Source organism: Veillonella sp. T11011-6 (assembly GCF_002959755.1).
Taxonomy (GTDB): Bacteria; Bacillota; Negativicutes; order Veillonellales; family Veillonellaceae; genus Veillonella.
The window spans coordinates 14,513-33,505 of the sequence record NZ_PPCW01000003.1; the positions used below are offsets into that span (position 1 = coordinate 14,513).

21 protein-coding genes and 1 other annotated feature are annotated in these 18,993 nt (G+C 38.6%); of the genes, 16 read left to right on the forward strand and 5 right to left on the reverse strand.

Going from position 1 to position 18,993, the window contains the following annotated elements; translation table 11 throughout:
• Window positions 1–61: 61 nt before the first annotated feature.
• From VRHSUH10_RS04105 to VRHSUH10_RS04155, 11 genes are all read left to right on the forward strand, one after another.
• Window positions 62–820 carry an SDR family NAD(P)-dependent oxidoreductase gene (locus VRHSUH10_RS04105; protein ID WP_105089558.1) on the forward strand — a complete coding sequence of 253 codons (759 nt, stop codon included), beginning with the start codon at window positions 62–64 and terminating at the stop codon, window positions 818–820.
• 190 nt (window positions 821–1,010) lie between these two features.
• Window positions 1,011–1,613, forward strand: coding sequence for a hypothetical protein (locus VRHSUH10_RS04110; protein WP_105089559.1), 603 nt, complete (start codon window positions 1,011–1,013; stop codon window positions 1,611–1,613).
• Window positions 1,614–1,659: 46 nt separating this feature from the next.
• Entirely contained in the window at window positions 1,660–2,253 is a 594-nt protein-coding gene (locus tag VRHSUH10_RS04115) for a hypothetical protein (protein ID WP_060924163.1), read from the forward strand.
• A gap of 232 nt (window positions 2,254–2,485) precedes the next feature.
• Window positions 2,486–3,436 (forward strand): ABC transporter permease, encoded by a 951-nt coding sequence (locus VRHSUH10_RS04120; protein WP_105089560.1) that lies wholly within the window; start codon window positions 2,486–2,488, stop codon window positions 3,434–3,436.
• The gene (locus tag VRHSUH10_RS04125) at window positions 3,429–4,238 is read left to right on the forward strand and encodes an ABC transporter permease (RefSeq protein WP_105089561.1); all 810 of its coding nucleotides are present in this window, start codon (window positions 3,429–3,431) and stop codon (window positions 4,236–4,238) included. Before VRHSUH10_RS04120 ends, VRHSUH10_RS04125 begins: the two co-directional genes overlap by 8 nt.
• A gap of 70 nt (window positions 4,239–4,308) precedes the next feature.
• Complete coding sequence (locus tag VRHSUH10_RS04130; RefSeq protein ID WP_105089562.1) at window positions 4,309–5,832, forward strand: ABC transporter substrate-binding protein; 1,524 nt, start codon at window positions 4,309–4,311, stop codon at window positions 5,830–5,832.
• Window positions 5,825–6,592: an ABC transporter ATP-binding protein gene (locus VRHSUH10_RS04135; RefSeq protein WP_105089563.1), complete on the forward strand. Its 768-nt coding sequence runs from the start codon at window positions 5,825–5,827 to the stop codon at window positions 6,590–6,592. Before VRHSUH10_RS04130 ends, VRHSUH10_RS04135 begins: the two co-directional genes overlap by 8 nt.
• A 1-nt stretch (window position 6,593) precedes the next feature.
• Entirely contained in the window at window positions 6,594–7,334 is a 741-nt protein-coding gene (locus VRHSUH10_RS04140; RefSeq protein WP_105089564.1) for an ABC transporter ATP-binding protein, read from the forward strand.
• A 102-nt stretch (window positions 7,335–7,436) separates the two neighbouring features.
• On the forward strand, window positions 7,437–8,069 hold the full coding sequence (locus VRHSUH10_RS04145) for a GyrI-like domain-containing protein (protein WP_105089565.1): 633 nt from the start codon (window positions 7,437–7,439) through the stop codon (window positions 8,067–8,069).
• A gap of 146 nt (window positions 8,070–8,215) precedes the next feature.
• Window positions 8,216–9,208, forward strand: coding sequence for a virulence RhuM family protein (locus tag VRHSUH10_RS04150; RefSeq protein WP_005387399.1), 993 nt, complete (start codon window positions 8,216–8,218; stop codon window positions 9,206–9,208).
• Between the two features lie 24 nt (window positions 9,209–9,232).
• Entirely contained in the window at window positions 9,233–9,706 is a 474-nt protein-coding gene (locus VRHSUH10_RS04155) for an HXXEE domain-containing protein (protein ID WP_005387404.1), read from the forward strand.
• A 131-nt stretch (window positions 9,707–9,837) separates the two neighbouring features.
• Here VRHSUH10_RS04155 and VRHSUH10_RS09535 read toward each other — a convergent pair whose 3' ends face one another.
• From VRHSUH10_RS09535 to VRHSUH10_RS04175, 4 genes are all read right to left on the reverse strand, one after another.
• Entirely contained in the window at window positions 9,838–10,182 is a 345-nt protein-coding gene (locus VRHSUH10_RS09535; protein WP_105089628.1) for a hypothetical protein, read from the reverse strand.
• A 210-nt stretch (window positions 10,183–10,392) separates the two neighbouring features.
• A complete protein-coding gene (locus tag VRHSUH10_RS04165; RefSeq protein ID WP_105089566.1) occupies window positions 10,393–10,665 on the reverse strand; it encodes a type II toxin-antitoxin system YafQ family toxin in 273 nt (90 codons plus the stop codon).
• Between the two features lie 6 nt (window positions 10,666–10,671).
• Entirely contained in the window at window positions 10,672–10,953 is a 282-nt protein-coding gene (locus VRHSUH10_RS04170) for a type II toxin-antitoxin system RelB/DinJ family antitoxin (protein WP_005387422.1), read from the reverse strand.
• 288 nt (window positions 10,954–11,241) lie between these two features.
• Complete coding sequence (locus VRHSUH10_RS04175; RefSeq protein ID WP_105089567.1) at window positions 11,242–11,589, reverse strand: hypothetical protein; 348 nt, start codon at window positions 11,587–11,589, stop codon at window positions 11,242–11,244.
• Between the two features lie 230 nt (window positions 11,590–11,819).
• On the opposite strand from VRHSUH10_RS04175, the gene VRHSUH10_RS04180 reads away from it, so the two are divergent.
• The 4 genes from VRHSUH10_RS04180 to VRHSUH10_RS04195 all read left to right on the forward strand — a co-directional run bounded on the left by VRHSUH10_RS04180 (window position 11,820) and on the right by VRHSUH10_RS04195 (window position 16,029).
• Window positions 11,820–12,452 carry a hypothetical protein gene (locus tag VRHSUH10_RS04180; protein ID WP_105089568.1) on the forward strand — a complete coding sequence of 211 codons (633 nt, stop codon included), beginning with the start codon at window positions 11,820–11,822 and terminating at the stop codon, window positions 12,450–12,452.
• Window positions 12,453–12,839: 387 nt separating this feature from the next.
• Window positions 12,840–13,247, forward strand: coding sequence for a hypothetical protein (locus VRHSUH10_RS04185; RefSeq protein WP_105089569.1), 408 nt, complete (start codon window positions 12,840–12,842; stop codon window positions 13,245–13,247).
• Window positions 13,248–13,562: 315 nt separating this feature from the next.
• Window positions 13,563–14,681: an IS256-like element ISVesp1 family transposase gene (locus tag VRHSUH10_RS04190; RefSeq protein WP_105089570.1), complete on the forward strand. Its 1,119-nt coding sequence runs from the start codon at window positions 13,563–13,565 to the stop codon at window positions 14,679–14,681.
• A gap of 139 nt (window positions 14,682–14,820) precedes the next feature.
• Window positions 14,821–16,029 carry a hypothetical protein gene (locus VRHSUH10_RS04195; RefSeq protein WP_009352092.1) on the forward strand — a complete coding sequence of 403 codons (1,209 nt, stop codon included), beginning with the start codon at window positions 14,821–14,823 and terminating at the stop codon, window positions 16,027–16,029.
• A 367-nt stretch (window positions 16,030–16,396) separates the two neighbouring features.
• Here VRHSUH10_RS04195 and VRHSUH10_RS04200 read toward each other — a convergent pair whose 3' ends face one another.
• The gene (locus VRHSUH10_RS04200) at window positions 16,397–16,912 is read right to left on the reverse strand and encodes an HdeD family acid-resistance protein (protein WP_105089571.1); all 516 of its coding nucleotides are present in this window, start codon (window positions 16,910–16,912) and stop codon (window positions 16,397–16,399) included.
• A 157-nt stretch (window positions 16,913–17,069) separates the two neighbouring features.
• Window positions 17,070–17,273 (forward strand) — a binding site (T-box leader).
• Window positions 17,274–17,453: 180 nt separating this feature from the next.
• Between VRHSUH10_RS04200 and VRHSUH10_RS04205 the strand changes: the two genes are divergently transcribed.
• The gene (locus VRHSUH10_RS04205) at window positions 17,454–18,992 is read left to right on the forward strand and encodes a 2-isopropylmalate synthase (protein ID WP_105089572.1); all 1,539 of its coding nucleotides are present in this window, start codon (window positions 17,454–17,456) and stop codon (window positions 18,990–18,992) included.
• Window position 18,993 lies beyond the last annotated feature (1 nt).

Consider the following 18,993-nt stretch of genomic DNA (forward strand, 5'->3'; position numbering starts at 1 on the left):
ATTTTCATAATGGTATAATTAACTTATTAGAATAAAACGGATTGATGATGTGGAGGCTTTTATGGCTCATAATATTTTTGTCACTGGTGCAACGTCTGGTATCGGTCTTTGTATTGCTGAGGCTTATGCAAAGCATGGCGATAATGTGTTGATTTCTGGTCGTCGTGCTGAGTTATTGGGCGAGGTACAGGCTCGTTTGTCTAAGGAATATGGCGTGCGTGTTGAGACTTTAGTTCTTGATGTGCGTAGTCGCGAGGATGTTGAAAGCAAGGTTCCTGCAGCTATCGAGGCTTTTGGTGGCGTCGATGTGCTCGTTAATAATGCGGGTCTTGCACAAGGGCTTGATCCTTTCCAAGATAGTGCTGTTGATGATGCGGTGACTATGATTGATACCAATGTGAAAGGCCTTTTATATGTAACAAAAGCAGTCCTGCCTTTTATGATTGATAAAAATGAAGGTCATATTGTAAATATGGGTTCTACTGCAGGCATTTATGCATATCCTAATGGCGCAGTGTACTGTGCTACAAAGGCGGCGGTAAAGACATTAAGCGATGGCATTCGTATGGATACCATAGCTACAGATATTAAGGTTACTACCATTCAACCAGGCATCGTAGAAACTCCATTTAGCGAAGTACGATTCCACGGTGATGCGGAACGAGCCAAATCTGTGTACGCTGGTATTGAGGCTGTTCAACCAGAGGATGTGGCCGATGTTGTACTATATGTAACAAACCAACCTAAACGCTTGCAAATCTCTGATGTGACAATCATGGCAAACCAACAAGCGGCAGGTTTTATGGTACATAAGAAATAGCTTAATACTTGATGTTTTGGGTAAAAGTAACTAGTCATATCATAGTTGATAAATGATTTTATTTACCTATATTAATAAAAATCGATATATAATGAATATTACTTGAATTCCCCAATTATTTAGGATATACTTATTAAGCATATTTTAATAAATATAATTTTACAAAATATATTTTGTGGAGTATATTATTATGACCTCGATACTAAAGAAATCTTTGTTGATGGCTTTAGCTTGCGTCTGTGTAGGTACTTATGGAGTTGTTGCGGCTCAAGGTGCTACGGATGCACAAACTAAAACTTCTGGCCCCCTAGAAATGTCTGTTGAAGCAGCTGTTCCTGGCGTTGTTATGCCAAGTCCTGTACATGTGTTTACCACTGTAGAAGCAGCGTCTAAATATATAGGGTTTAAACCTCAGATACCAAAGCTATTGCCTGTAGGATTTAATATTCAATCTGTCATCACTTTAGAGAAAGATATATTACAAGTTGTGTATGTCTACGAACCCGGTATAGATCCGTACGTAAATAAGGCCGGTGGTGCTCTTATTTTTTATCGTACCTCTACTACATTAAAAGGTGATATCAGCGATGACCGTAAGATTCATAAGGTTATAGAAACTGAAAGTGTAGATGGTACAAAGGTTACTTTCAAAGGTGGTAAGAAAATGGTTTATCTTGCATCGTGGATGAAAGATGGACAAAATCACTCTTTAGAATTTCAGCGTCCCGTTACACGAGATGTGGCGAAGGCTATTATCCATAATATTGTTGAGGAAAAATCACATACAAAATAAATGTGTTTTTAATAATTTTTTTATTGACCGAAGGGAGATTATACTCATGGTTAAAAAATTTGTATTAATGGCAGTTGCATGTGCTTGTGTAGGTTCTTACACTGTTGCTGGTGCACAAGGTACTTTTGATGTAAAGCCAGATCCAGCTAAACCTGTAGTTGCAGAACAGGCAGCGCCAATGGTTGGTATGCCAAGCCCAATTCATGAATTCGCTACTATTAATGAAGCTGCTAAATACATGAATATTATGCCTCATCTACCTAAAGTATTACCTGTAGGCTATAATATTGAGTCTGTAAGCACAATCAATAAAGATGTTTTGCAAGTTGTGTATGTTTACCAAGCTGGTGAAGATACAACGCGGAACCAAGCGGCAGGCAAACGTATTGTGTATCGCGTAGGTACTACAAAAGGTGATATCAGTGGTAATCATAAGGATTATCGCGTTACAGCTACAGAAAAGGTAAACGGTACAAAGGTTACTTTCAAAGGTGGCGAAAAAATGGTATATCTCGCTGGTTGGACAAAAGATGGTCAAAACCATGCGATGTACTTTGAACGCCCTGTAAATCGCGACATGGCAAAAGCGATCATTGCTAATACTGTAGCACCTACAGCACATACAGCATATACAAAATAATATAACAGTCCAGCCTAGTGGGATAGGCGTGCGAGCTGTAGTGAAACACTCGCATGGACACTGTAAGGGTTATATAAGAAGCGGCTCCTCCTATGAGGGGCCGTTTTAGTATATATGTTAAAATTTCATAATGAGAATCATTCTAATATACCCATATGGGTATATATAAAAATTTGAACCATTGTTAAAATATAAATATAGCTATTTTGTAATAAAGAAGGCAGGTGATGTATTGTATCGATTAATACTGCGGCGTTTAGCAAGTATTGTAGGTATTTTATTGGTGGTGACCATCGGTACATTTGTATTGATAAAATTATCTCCTATCGACCCCGTGTCGATGAAGTTTAATCTTGTAGGGGCTACACCTGATCCAGTTGTGGTTGCGCAGATACGAGAGCAGTTAGGGCTCAATGATCCTTGGTGGCAGCAATACTTACGTTGGTTAGGTCAAATTGTACAAGGGGACTTTGGTGAGTCTATTCTGTATGCTTTACCAGTGGTGACCATTCTTGGAGGCGCCTTGCCTAATACCTTAGGGCTCGTATCCTTAGCTCTTGTTATGGGGATAGTGGTGACCATACCGCTCGGTATGTTATCTGCAAAATATCAAGACTCATGGATTGATCATGGGATTCGTGTCATTACATTTTTAGCATTAGCAATTCCTGGATTCTGGGTTGGTTTATTATTACTGTACTTATTTGGTGTTAAACTACAGCTTGTGTCGGTAACGAATACCAATGGATTTTCTGCTTATGTACTGCCCGCAGTAACCCTTGCTTTATGGATTTGTGGTCTCTACATTCGTCGATTGCGAAATGCTATTTTAGAAGTCTCGCGACAGCCCTTTGTACAGGGGGCACGAGCATTAGGATTGCCAGAATGGATGGTCTACACTCGTTACATATTCCCGCATGTAGGACTTATGTTATTGCCTATGATGGGAGTAACGATGGGCGCCATGCTAGGTGGGTCTGCTGTTATTGAAACGGTATTCTCTATAAAAGGGATTGGTTACATGATGGTGCAAGGTATTATGGCTCGTGATTATGTATTGATGCAAGGCTACATTATTTGGATTACTATGGTGTTCATCGTGATTAATATCATCATTGATGTGTTGAGTATTTGGCTGAATCCAAAGCGAAGAGCCGCTATAAAAGGAGGCTCCTATGAATAGACAAAAGCCTTATACTTTATACGTTATGTTGGTATTAGCAGCTCTGTGGATCGCATTTTTCTTATGCGCTCCCTATATAGCACCATTTGATCCTGAAACGACGAGTATCGCGGACCGCTTACAAGACATTAGTAGTACCCATCTATTAGGTACAGACCAACTCGGTCGTGATGTGTGGTCTCGTATTTTGTACGGTGGTAAAGCCTCTTTAGGGATTGCTTTCACCATCATTGGCATTAGTGGGGCCATCGGTATCGCTATTGGTGGGTTAGCAGGGTTCTCTACACCTAGCATTGACCGTTGGTTATCTCGCTTGATTGATTTGGTACTAGGGTTTCCGAATATGGTGATTGCCATTGCTTTCATCGGTATTATGGGACCTAGCATAACGAATGTAATCATTTCCTTGTGCATTACGAAATGGGCGGAATATGCCCGTATCACGAGAGGCCTCGTACAGATTGAACGCCATGCGGAGTATATTACCTTTGCTCGTATGTCAGGTGCTTCAAATCTACGAATTCTGTGGCGCTATATTCTGCCGAATGTATTGCCACCGTTGGTGATTGTTATTATTCAACATCTAGGTGATGCCATCATTTTGGTAGCCAGTTTCTCGCTCATAGGCATCGGTGTGCAACCACCGGATCCGGAGTGGGGCGCTATCTTGTTGAGTTCCCGAGATTTTCTACAAACGGCGCCGTGGCTGCTAATTTACCCGGGGCTCGCTATTTTTATTACTGTTGTTTTATTTAACTATATTGGTGATGCGTTGCGCGATGCCCTCGATGTATCTCGTTAACCGTGCTGTGTATAGATTTTTTATGGTGAAAGCCTCTTTCACAGAGGCGATGTTCAAAAAAGGAGAAGTTATGAAACGTTGGTTATTAGTGTGTCTAACTATGCTGAGCATGGTAGCTCTCTTGGTTGGTTGCGGAAGTGATACGGCTAAACAAGACAAACAAGGGAAGCATATGAATGTTGGTTTGTATTGGTTTGGTGAAACATTAGACCCAACTCACGAGTGGGATGCGTGGACATTGACGCGTATCGGCGCTGGTGAAACATTGGCAACGGTAACACCAGATATGAAATTTACTCCACAATTAGCAGACTCCTGGGAAAATGTGGATCCTACAACATGGAAATTCCACATCCGTGAAAATGTTAAATTCCACAATGGCACTCCAATGACGCCACAAAAGGTAAAAGAGTCCATCGAGTACACAATGAAACAAAGTGCTCGTTCTGCAAAAGCTGTTAAGATTGAATCTATCGCAGTAGATGGTCAAAACTTGATTATTAAAACAACAGAACCTAATGGTTCCTTGTTATCTAGCTTGACTGAACCAGCTTTCGTTATCATGGACACTGCAGATCTTAAAGATGTAGCATCTAAACCAGTTCTTACCGGTCCTTACAAAATCACTTCTTTCAAAAAAGGTGAAACAATTGAACTTGCAGCCTTCGCAGATTACTGGGGCGGCAAACCAGGTCTTGACTCTGTAACTGTAAAAGACATCGAAGACAATAACAAACGCGCTATGGCGTTGCAATCTAAAGACGTAGATGTAATTCAAAAAGTGGACTCCGCTAACCGCAGCTTGTTCAAAGACGGTTTCAATATTCAAGACGTTGCTGGCGTTCGTGTGTTTATGTTGAAAGCAAACAACACAGAAGCATCTCCATTACATGATAAAGCTGTGCGTTCCGCTATTGCTCATATCATTAACTATGATTCCATGGCTAAAATCATTGGCAATGGCTCTACACCAGGGGCGGCACCATTCCCGCCATCTGCCAACTTAGGCTATGATGCGATTGCTAATAAGGCGACAACTGATGTAGCAAAAGCTGACCAAATCTTGACTCAAGCTGGTTACGCTAAGAATGCAAACGGCGTGTATGCAAAAGATGGCAAAGAATTAGCGATTACTATTGCTATTTGGGGTAAAGATACAAGCTTATACGAAGAAATTCAACAAGAATTGAAACAAGCGGGAATCAATGTAACACTAAAAAAACTACAAAGTCCTGATGAAGTAGATACACTTGGTACAGATGGTTTCGATTTAGTAGAACGCAATGTAGTGACTATGTCTACAAACGATCCTTACTGGTTCCTCAGCTTATTCTACAAAACTGGTGCGAAATCAAACGTTGGTGGCTACTCTAACCCTCAAGTAGATGCGTTAATCGATCAATTGTCCGTAACATTTGATCAAAACGAACGCTCTAATATTGCAAAACAAGCGCAACAAATCTTAGTTGATGACGTAGCAGATATCTATTTGTTGTATCCAAGTGCAACAGTTGTATCTACTACAAAAGTTAAAAATGTACCAGTACATCCAATCGATTACTACTTATTAACAAAGGATTCTACTATTGAATAAATCTGATTGTATCGTATTTGATAAGGTTACAATTTCATATGGTGCGGAAGAGGCGGTGCGTAATGTATCCTTCTCCGTACCTAATGGCGAGGTCTTTGCCATCGTTGGTGAAAGTGGATCTGGTAAATCTACCTTGGTTCGTGCCGCCTTCGGCATGTTGAAACAAGCTACCATTAGCGGTCAAATTTTGCTAAACGGAACCGATGTTTCTACATTGAGTGATGGTGATTGGCGACAATTGCGGGGCACGAAGATTTCTATGATCTTTCAAAATCCCAGCGCCTATCTAAATCCAAATCGCACCGTGGAAAATCACTTCAAAGATTTATTCCGTGCCCATGGTGAAAGCTATGATGTAAGCCGCGTTATAGATATGCTTAATCTTGTTCACTTAACCGACGGAGAGCGTATCTTGCAGTCCTATCCGTTTCAATTGAGCGGTGGCATGCAGCAGCGATTGGCAATAGCTTTAAGCCTTATCTTGAAGCCGAGCATCGTATTTGCCGATGAACCGACCAGTGCTCTGGATATGCTCGTGCAAGCCTCTGTATTAGATCTTATGAAAGAGGTAACACAAGCTCTTGGAGCAACGGTGATTATCGTAACCCATAATATCAAGGCGGCGGCGCGCATTGCCAATAGTATTGGCGTTATGAATAAGGGACAGCTCGTTGAAGTAGGCTCCACCGAAGAGGTTATGGCATTCCCAAAAGATGAGTATACTCGTATTTTGTTAGATTCTGTAATGAAAGTGGTGTAGTATGATTCAACTCGAGAATATCTGTAAACAATATACAAACCACAATCATACGGTTCGTGCTGTTGATGATGTATCTTTTTCTGTAGCGGAGAATGAACGGGTAGGTATTGCTGGTGGTAGTGGTTCTGGTAAAAGTACTCTGCTTAGGCTGATTGCCATGCTAGAAAAACCTACATCTGGTACCTTGCGACTCTTTGGTGAGGAAATCCATTCTATTCAAGACCATACCGACCTATATCGCTCTATGCAGATGATGTTCCAAAATCCCTTGGCGGTGATTCCACCGAGGATGAACCTAGAAGCATTTCTCCTAGAGCCGTATATTAACTATGGTCTCATGGATATAGCGACAGCAAAGGACGATATCCGCAAATGGATACAACGAGTAGACTTGCCCGAAAATACGGTGTATAAATACCCTCACGAAGTCAGCGGTGGTCAGCTACAACGTGTCGTATTGGCACGGATCATGTTGATGAACCCCAAGCTAGTACTCTTTGACGAACCTACATCAGCCCTTGATGCGGTGAATCAAAAACTAGTGTTAGACCTATTACAAAAACTCCATTCGGAACAACCCTTCGGCTACGTATTCGTCAGCCATGACATCGGACTTTTACAAGCCGTAACAGACCGAATCATCGTTATGAAAGATGGGCAAATCGTAGAAACCATCGAATCAAAACGACTTAAAGAAGCGGTACACCCATATACAAAATCACTTGTGGAAGCGAGTGTGTGAAAAGAGCCCCTATGCTTTGGCATAGGGGCTCTTAATTATCTTTCATAATCCTCCCTTACGATAAAAGAAATCATATATTTTTTTCAGAAAGAGGGGTTAACTATGACAGCAGTAAAGCATGAATGGCGCAAGCACGAAAAGGAATTGTATTGTCCGAAGCAGCAGGCGGTGCAGGTTACGGTGCCGAGCATGAAGTTTCTTGTGCTGGATGGCGTGGGAAATCCTAATCATGTGGCCTTTGCCGATGATATCGAGGCGTTATATTCGTTGCCCTACGGGATAAAGATGCTGCCAAAAAAGGGCGTGGCACCGAATGGATACTTTGATTATACGGTGTATCCTCTGGAGGCGCTTTGGAAGCAGATCGAGCATACGGAGCAGTTTGATAAGAATAATCTGCAATATCGGGTGATGATCAGACAACCTGATTTTGTGACTCCTGACGTGTTGGAGGCGGCCATTATGAATGTATCCAAGAAAAAATCGTTGTCTCGATTTAAGGATGTGCGGCTCGAATCAATTGAGGATGGGGATTGCGTGCAGATATTGCATGTCGGGCCTTATGATGATGAACCGGAATCGTTTATGAAAGTAGATGAATTCTGCGCTGCTCATAATTTACAACGTGCTAACGACGAGTGGCATCGGGAAATCTACTTGTCTGATGCGCGAAAGGTGGAGCCCGCTAAATTGAAAACTGTACTGCGTGTGCAAGTTAAATCAATGCAGTTTTAAAAATTTAATAGTGGATAAATTCTTGAGCCTTCTGTGTTACAATGATAGTAATATAGAAGGCTTCTTTTAATTTAACATATACTAATTTTAAGATTTGATATACATATATTGAATTACTATGGGCGTAATGGTAGAAAGGCTTTCAGATGAATAATATAATTATTTATAATACTGAAGATGGAAAAGCTAAAATAAATCTTATACTTGATGATGGTTCTGTTTGGTTAAGTCAAAGTGAAATAGCAGAATTATTTCAAACGACAAAACAAAATATTAGCAAGCATATTAAATCTATATTTCAAGATTTGGAATTGTCTGAAGAAGAAACTGTCAACTATAAGTTGACAGTTCAAAATGAAGGTACTCGGACAGTTGAAAGAAAGTTAGCTTATTATAATCTAGATATGATTTTAGCCATAGGATATCGTGTTCGATCGCCGCGAGGAATTCAATTCAGAAAATATGCATCAACCGTATTAAAGGATTATTTGATAAAGGGGTTTGCTATTGATGATGAGCGACTGAAAGAATTAGGTGGTGGCAGCTATTTTAAAGAGTTATTAGATCGAATTCGAGATATTCGCTCTAGTGAAAAGGTTTTTTATCGTCAAGTGCTGGACTTATTTTCTACTGCTGTTGATTATAATCCGATATCCGTAGAAGCAAAATCATTTTTTGCTACAGTACAAAATAAGATGCATTTTGCTGTTCATCATAATACGGCTAGTGAAGTTATTTATAAACGTGTAGATAGCAAAAAAGAGTTTATGGGATTGACTACTTTCAAAGGAGAATTACCTACATTGAAAGAGGCTCAAATTGCTAAAAATTATCTTACAGAAAAAGAATTACAAGGGCTCAATCAATTAGTTTCAGGATACTTGGATTTTGCGGAAAGACAGGCCCAGCGTGAAGTCCCTATGACAATGGCTGATTGGATAAAGCATATAGATGCGATTTTGTCAGCTACAGGCGAAGCTGTATTACAAGATAAGGGACATATATCTCATCAACAAATGCAAGCGAAGGTCCTTTCTGAATATCAAAAATACCAGAATCAAACTATTAGTCCTGTTGAACGAGATTATTTACGGGAAATAAGAGTTCTTGATACATATGTAAAAAAAGGTGGTAAATAGTTTTACTTGTGAACGAGGTATCTTATGGATCTGAATGGTTTTTTCTTATTATTCCCGAGCATTTTTATATTGCACGAACTTGAAGAGATTCTTCTATTTCCACGATTCATGCGAAGGAATCCTAAACTGCAACAACAATTTTTAGCAGCCACTTTTACACCCTTCAGATTTAATGCCATCGTCTGTCAGGAATTCATACTCTTGTTGATTGTGCTGGGCTTGAGTATGTATTTTGAAAGCTTCGACATTTACATCACTGTCATCATAGCGTATATATACCATGTGATTGGGCATGTAATTCAAAGTATTTTTCTGCAACAGTATATACCGGGCGTTTTTAGCGGTATTGTCACGGCTGGATATTGCACATATCAGATATATGATGTGGTATCGGCGAACTGTATGCTATTAGGCTATTCGTTCGTAACACTGTTGATTATTTTCGTTAATATCGCTGTGAGCTTTAAAATGCTTCAACGGATACAAAAGAATGTCTGAGTAGACTGTGGAAGTAAAGCTTTCACAAATATATTGTTCCGTAAAACGGCTTCCCCATGAGAGGCCGTTTTTGTATATAAAAAAGTGGTTATCAACCTTGAGTTGATAACCACTTAATGGAGTATAGTAAGCTACATGATTTCCGCTTTCAAATCGATAATATTTTTTGCGGCTACGCAGGCCTGGCAGTCACAGAATTCTGCGCCTTCTGCTTTGATGTCTTTAGCGTGTTGTAATAGCTTAGCTGCGCCTTCTTCGCCAAGGCTTTGTTTAGCACGTTCAGAGCGTGCATAGTCGATTACTTCGTCGATAAGTGCAATGTTTTGTTCTGCTACAGATACGAGTTGTTTCGTGAGTTCTTCTTGCTTAGGAGTATCCTCTGCATCGAACCAAGATTGAGCGAATTCTTTTACAGTTGGAGTGCTTTTTGGCGCATCTAATAAAGCTTGTACGAGTTGTGATAATCTCCTTGATATAACTAGTAAATATTAGTTTGAAAAGATGCACGCACTATCATATGAGCACCTGTTCATTTTTATAAGTTCATTATAGCACTTACAATAATTATGAATATTAGAATTATTTGCGATAGATACTATCAAATGTGATAGATTTATGATGATAACTGGTATAAATTTTTTGGGGAATAGAAAAGAGGAATGCTTTCACATTCCTCTTAAGCTTAGTTAGAATAAATCTGAGTGGCTACCCGTGCGAGTTAAAGATAATACTAATATGTCATCTTTAATTGCATAAATTAGAAGCCAATCTGGCTCGACATGTAACTCTCTAAAGCCTTCGTAGTTTCCTGTTAATGGATGATCTTTATAACTAGGATCTAATAGCGTTTGGTTCTGTAATTTCGTGATGATTGAATAGAGTTTATTGAGATCTTTACCGCGTTTTTTTGAGCGCTTTAGGTCCTTTTTGAACTTATTGCTAAGCACTAATCTCAACATAACTGATTACTCCAATCCTAAATCCTCAATCATTTCTTTTACATTAGCATATGATTTTGCTTTTATTTTTCCTGCTAATATATCTTTCGTTTCTTGAATAGCAGCTTCTGTTTCTGCATTATAACGAGGTTGTTTAGGTTGAAATGGGAATCCGCCTTCCATTAGTGATGTGTGGAGAAAAATATTAATCGCATCAGTTACGGAAATGCCAAAGCTAGCATATAGTGCTTCTAATTGTGCTTTTACAGCTGGCTCGATACGCAAACTGATAGAGGCCGTTTTAGCCATAGTATCACCTCCTATTACTTATATTGTAATGCAAATGCTTTATATTCGCAATCATTTTACTGCGAATTGCATGCGTGATGCTTATCTTTTCCTGGACGAAAAATACTTATGAATATAAGAATATTAGCTTTTTAGGTGATATAATTAATTTACTATATGTTGTTTATGGGCTTTGCATCTATTGGTTCTATATAAGTTTTTATATTGATATCAAGAAACAACGTAAAACTTTTAGCAAGCGATATATAAAAAATGGCTCCTTATAAGGGAGCCATTTTCTATATATTCTTATGCAATTTCCGCTTTCAAATCAATAATATTTTTAGCAGCTACACAGCCAGGGCAGTCGCAGAATTCTGCGCCTTCTGCTTTAATGTCTTTAGCATGTTGTAATAGGTTAGCTGCGCCTTCTTCGCCAAGGATTTGTGTAGCAAGTTCAGAGCCTGCAAAGCCGATTGTTTCGTCGATAAGTGCAATGTTTTGTTCTGCTATGAATACGAGTTGTTTTGTAAGTTCTTCTTGTTTAGGTGTACCTTCTGCATTAATCCAAGATTGAGCGAATTCCTTTACTGTTTCATTGCTTGTAGGTGCATCTAATAAAGCTTGTACGAGTTGTGTTAATTGTGTATGTGTCATGATTATTTCCTCCTTATAATTACTAACTATAGTTTTGGAATAGTGCATTTAGTATCATATGAGCACCTGTTCCTTTTGTTGAGTTCATTATAGCACCTACAATAATTTTGAATAGTAGAATTATTTGCGATAGATACTATCAAATAGGATAGATTTATGATGATAGCTGTTTCAAATTTTAATGATATAATTTAGTTAATAAATGTAGTTTGTTTGCAGGGGATTGTATCATGAAAAAGGTTGTATGTGCGTTAGCTACGCTAGCTTTTATAGGTTCCATTAATGTTGTGTTCGCAGATGATTTGATGAGATTCCGTCTTAATGGTAATTCGATTTATGATCAGCCTTATGGTGATCGAAATGAGTTTCCTTGTCCAGATAGACTTGGAAGTTGTACTATGACTGATGAGGATTATAGAAGCACTCGTAAAGGTCAATCTCTAGAGGTGTTTGATAACCTATATGAGGCTAAGCAACATTTGAACTTTAAACCGCAGTTGCCAAGTGGTTTAGAGGGATTACGTTCCGTACATGTATCCATTGTGGATCACGATGTACTACAAGTGGTGTATGCCTATCATGAGCTTTTAAAAGGAACATATTTTGACCGTGTAGATGATATGCCAAAGTATATTAAGTATCGCGTATCGACTCTATCTGGTAATATTGCAGGCGATTATAAGGATTATGTGCCTCAGAAGACGGATATTGTGAATGGTATGACGGTAACCTATCGAATGGTAGATGACGCTGTTTACTTAGCATCTTGGGAACAAGCGGGGCAGAGCCATGTGTTCTTATTTAATGAGCCTATTTCTATTGAGCGGGCTAGAGAAATGATTAACAGTGTAGGTACTAATTGAGTTTATTACTGTACTATCTTTTTAAGCTTGATTAGCTTATAATATACATATAAAGAGAGCCCATTAACGTGATTAGGGCGTTAGGCTCATCTAAAACTGAACAAAATTATGATGACGCCTAACGTGTTAGAGGACTGCACTCCTCTATACGTTAGGCGTTTATCGTTGTACTACTTAACTAGTGCAATGATAGTGACTACTGATAACAGAACTATGATAATTACATAGGTAACTTCATGATTTGTCATAATATCACCTCCTCGCGGAGATGAACCTAACTCACGTCAACGGACTCTCTTCGTAATAAGTATAGCAAAATACTTTTTACACAAATAGCGATATACAGTCCTCTTTGTTGTGGTTGATATTAAAAATAATGGAGCTTTTATGAACGCAGATAATTACAAGATTTCAACGTTGCCATATATAGAAAATGCTAGCAATGAGATAATGGAAAAGTACAATATAAAAGCGCAATATGAAACGGAACCACCTCATGGAGATGCTATATATTCTATTTCTATAAAGGGGAAAGTATTACCATTTTGGATTTATGGTAGGGATGTTACTTTCATAGGTAATAGTATGGTTATGGTCGAGTCTGTAAGATGCAAAACTTGGGATCCCATTGAAACCATTATTATTGATTTAGAGAATGAAGTGTATGCTAATTTAAAGGAATGGTATACTGATATTTCATTTTTTTATAATCAAATAGAGCTATCTAATCAAGTGGTAAAAATGGATAAACGAATTCTAAATAATTTTGAGAATTTAGAGTGGATAAGCTTTTAAGATTGATTGCATAGAGGGCGTATTGACTATACTATCGTGAAGTGTTATTTTATATGACAAGGGATGTCAATATGTGACATAGTCTCATATGAACGAAAAAATAGCAGGGTGGCAGCCCTGCTATTTTTATTGTGCTAGTTACTAACGAGAATGGGGTTATAGGACAAAACGTGTTGGTTTTATAGGCGATGGAGCCAGTAAATTAGGGTTATAGGACAAAAAGTGTTGCTAAAAAGTCTGAAACTCCTTGATTTTACTGACTCAAATGAGGTTTTATCTTTCTAAAGAGATATATTTTTTAGAAGGAGTATAATTATGAAACTAGTCAGATGCCCTAATTGTGGTTTCGTCTGTAAGAGAAATGGTAAAACAAATGCGGGTTCTCAACGTTGGTATTGTAATCAATGTTCTTGCTCATTCACAAATAAAGTGAATAAAACTAACAATAATTTACAGATGTTTTTGGATTGGTTATTTGGTAAACACACACAGTTAGATATGGCTGGCGATGGACGTTCATTTCGTAGAAAAACATCACAGTTTTGGGAGCTTTGGCCATTACCACCAAAAGTTGAATCATCAAGTAGTGTGGTATTTGTTGATGGTATTTATTTAGCTAAAAATGCTTGTATTTTAATCTGTTGTAATGAGACGCATGTCTTAGGCTGGTATGTTTGTAGATATGAGCATTCTAAGGCTTGGGAGGCTTTATTACGACGTATTTCATCACCTATAGTAGTTATATCCGATGGTGGTACCGGCTTTCAAAGGGCATTAAAAAAAGTTTGGCCGAAAGCCAAACTACAAAGATGCTTATTTCATGCATTTCAACAAGTAAAACGCTATACAACAATACGTCCTAAAACGATTGCTGGTTGTGAGTTATATGGAATTGCAAGGGATTTATTAACAATACACACGCAAGATCATGCTATAAAGTGGGTACAAAACGTTATGTCATGGAAAGTACGACATAGAGTATTCCTATCAGAAATAACAGTTGATGAAAATGGTACGATACGACCTAAACATGAACGACTTATAAAAGCAGAAAATTCCTTAGTTAAATTGATTAATAAAAGATGTTTATTTACTTACTTAGATGCATCGTTAACATGTACCTGCCCAGCTACTAATAATCGTATAGAAGGTGGTGTAAATGCTCAGTTACGCACTATGTTACGTAATCATAGAGGAATGTCTATTGAAAGACGAATAAAAGCGGTGTTCTGGTGGTGCTATATGCACTCACCAAACCCGCTTTCTAATGCAGAAATACTTAAGGTTATGCCGACCAACAAGAGTATTTCTGATATATATCATACCATACATGAACACTCTAGGTTAGAAGCTTCTATTCCGACTTGGGGTGATGCTATTGTTTGGAGTGATTTGCATAATTATGATCGCCTATTTACCAATCTTTGGGACTAAAATAGCAACACTTTTTGTCCTATAACCCTCAGATGAGATATTAATAGGTCGAGGTATTACCTCTAGAATTAATATATTCCCTCGTGCTATATTACATATGAGTAGTATTTTTACGTTCATATGTATAAGGAGATACTCTATGTTTAACTTTTATAGTGAGTTATTATTACGTTTACAGAAACAATTTGTATCCGAACATGAATCTGATTTCAAATCTATTGAGGATTTGTTAGAAGCATTTATGACTCAATATAATCGTGGTGATTTTAATAATACGATAGAAATGAAATTACGTGATTTATATGAGGCTGCAGAAGAGGCTGATACGAATGAGAAATCAAGGAAGTTATACAATGAAATCCTTGCATTATGTCCTGATGAAGTAGATGCTAAACGAGAACTCATAGCCCTTGAGTTGCATCCAAGCTTTCAAATTTATCAGTTGAAACAGCTAGTAGAATCGTTGAAAAAACCAAAGAAAATAGATTGGAATATAATAGAGACGCGTCCTTATATGCGTTGCCTCATCGACATGGGGATGATATATTTAGAATATAATATGTATAATGATGCGATTGCCTGCTTTACGCCAGTTTTTCACGGAGACAAGCAAGATCATTCGGGATTTCTTGTGTATATGATGGTTGCTTGTTGTGGAGCTGCCAACTGGGATCGCGGCCGCAAGGTATATCAGCGATATCTTGCATGTTGCGATGATATACAAAATGCATTTAATCAGGCTCCGGATATCATGTTGCCTATGCATATGCTGTATATTCTATTGGCTTTGCAGTGTGGTGAAAGCAAGATAGCCCATGATGTATTAGCAGATCTTGTTGATGAATATGAAGATATTGATTGGTTATTACAAGATGCAACGCGCTGGAACGATTTTGTAGAAGATCATTTAGAGGCTATTATGTATATGGTAGACCAAGTGAGCAATATAGATTCTGACCCACGAGAATTAATAAGCTTATATACTGCTATCTCATTTTTACCAACTCAATTAGTGGATTTTGAAAGTCCATTATGGCAGACTCTATATGATGCGTATGAACGTGTTACCGGTCGAACTGTTATAAATCGGTACTCTAATGATAGTTATATGGGAAAACGCGAGTCCGCTCATATGAGCCCCGTAGAGGTTGCTAAAGGTGGGGCTTTGCGTGGAAATCCGGTATATGACAATATACGGTTCGGTGCACAAATTACACTTTCACAAGCCGGCCTATACACAGTAGATGATTTTAAAACAATTACTAAACAAGAAGTATTGATGCTACCGGGCATTGGTAAAAAAACAGTGGAACAACTAGAGCATAATGGTGTTATATTTAAAGCCTAAGATGTGACTTGAATTTAATAGCGATCCTAGGATAACGAAGGGCTATTTGTCTTTTTCATAATTAATATAATCCCTTTGATGAGTATCTTGGTACTGATCAAGGGGATTTTAAATTACTACAGGGTTGTACTAATTTTTGTCCTATAACCCCATTATTACGCTAATGTTAGAGCGTTGGGCTAGTTGCTAAATAAAAGAGCTAGAAAAGCGTCTAACCACTTGCAAATGTAGTAGGCGAATACATTTACCATGACGGCTAGCCAAAACGAATAAAATAGCTGCCACAAATACGAAATAGACATCGTAATTTATGACAGCTATTTGGCAGTACATGGTCGATCTTATAGTGTAATTATTTAGTTATATTCTATTCTTTAAAAGCCTCACCGATGGAATAAATTCCGTCAAATAAGAAACCGAAAGCGATAAAGTAGATAAATACCTCACCGGAAGCAATCGGCTTGAATATGAGTAATAGGCCTAATAGTAAAAGAATTAGTGCAAGCCATTTTGCATTACGTCCCATGAGTGATACCATGCTGTCGGACTTTCTTGATTTAATGAAAATAAAGATGGCTTCAATTACCATCCAGATGCCGATTGTGATTGGGAGTACTAATGGTAGGAATGCAAATCCGCCGAATATTAAATAGATACCGAATAGAGCATTGATAATGCCGCTGATAAGATACCAGCCGCTACGTAATTCAGACGATAACGTAAAATAATTTATAATAGAGCTGACCGCACTGACGAAAAAGATAATAGAAAAAAGCCAGGCAAAAGCTATGAGATTAATAACGGGATTTAAGAGTAAGAATATCCCCAGGATAATGCTTACAATACCCGATAAAATAAAGAAGAATTTGCTTGAACCACTCATAATAATTCCTCCAATCATTGGTACTGCTTATTTACAGTATGCGTGAGATCATGGGGGATGTCAAATTGTAACGATAAAACTGTGTTTTCACAAAACTCACATGTCCATCCTGTTGACACAGTTCTATAGAATACCGTATAATACCTTTATATCTTAAATACGAGCTATGAATGGGTATAAAGGTTTACAGGTCCTGCTTTCAGAGAGTTGCCGGTTGGTGCGAGGCAATAGAGGTTGTACGCTGACACTCTCCCGTGAGCTTTGGTGGCGAATGCAGCAGTAGTCATCGACGGTGGTTCCGTTATACCCGCAACGAGTCCCAATTAGGGTGGTACCGTGTTATGAATATAACGCCCCTTTGAGCAACGACAGTTGTTCTGAGGGGCTTTTTTTATTGTAAAAGTCTAGTAAAATTACTGATTTGATGTATCTACGTTGGCATCAGCTAAAATAGCGTTGAAATCGGCGATTTTACTAAACTTTCACAATAGATAGATATAATACAGCGTTATGTTTTATTAGTATAGAAAAGGTGAAGATTATGGATCAAAATCGCGTATATTTCTTCGATACAACCCTTCGTGATGGGGAACAAACACCAGGTGTGTCTTTACAAACTCCTGAAAAAATTGAAATTGCGAAAGGCCTAGTACGCCTCGGCATCGATGTAATCGAGGCTGGTTTCCCAGCAGCATCCCCTGGAGATTTTGAAGCAGTACAAACGATTGCACGCGAAGTGAAAGGCGCAACAATTTGTGCGTTGGCACGTGCTAATGAAAAGGACGTACAAAAAGCGATTGATGCGTTGAAAGATGCGGAACGTAGCCGTTTGCATGTATTCATTGCTATTTCTGAACTTCATATGGAATATAAATTAAAAATGACTCGCCAAGAGGTATTGGATAAGGTTAAATCTGTATTGGCATATGCAAAAGGTAAGGTTGATGAAATCGAGTTCTCCGGTGAAGATGCGGCACGCTCTGATTTAGATTTCGCATGCCAAGTATTTGGTGTTGCCATTGCTGGTGGTGCAACAATTATTAATGTACCAGACACAGTAGGTTACATGAACCCTAATGAGTTCGGTGATAAGATTCGTTACATCAAAGAACATACACCAGGTATTGAAAATGCAATTATCTCTGTTCACTGCCATGACGATTTAGGTCTTGCTAATGCAAATACGTTAGCCGCTATTAAAGCAGGTGCACGCCAAGTAGAAGGCACAATTAATGGCCTAGGCGAACGGGCTGGTAACGTAGCGATTGAAGAAGTTGTAATGGCTCTTAAAACACGCCATGATTACTTCGGCGACCTTCAAGTGAACATTGATACAAAACAATTTACGAAAGTTTCTAAACTTGTGAGTCGTTTGACAGGTGTCGTAGTTCCTCCAAATAAACCAATCGTTGGCTCTAACGCTTTTGCTCATGAGTCTGGTATTCACCAACATGGTATGATGAGCAACCCTGAAACGTATGAAATCATGACTCCTGAGTCCGTAGGGGCTGAAAAAACAGACCTCGTATTGGGTAAACATTCTGGCCGTCATGCCTTTGCAGATCATTTGGCAAAACTTGGTTTCCAATCTTTCACAGAAGAGAAAATCAACGACCTCTTCGCTAAATTTAAAGAATTGGCGGACCGTAAAAAACAAGTATACGATGATGACATTATCGCTCTTGTAGTAGATAACTTACATCACAAAAAAGCATTCGAGCTTGTGGCTCAATACTACAAATTAGGTGAAAAAGGCTACGCATATGCTGACGTTCGCCTCATGACCCCAGAAGGGGAGAAAGCTGATGCTGCCGTAGGTGACGGTCCAGTAGACGCATCCCTTAAAGCAGTTGAACGTGTGGTTGGCTTGCCAATTAGCTTAAAAGACTACCAAATCCGCGCTATTACAGCCGGTAAAGATGCCCTTGGGGAAGCAACCCTTAAGGTAGAATATAACGGTCGTTTGTACCATGGTCGTGGTATCAGCACCGATATCGTTAAATCAAGTGTAAATGCATATATTAATGCAGTAAACTCAGTATTCCTAGCTATGGAGCTAGAACAAGAGGAGGAAAAATAAT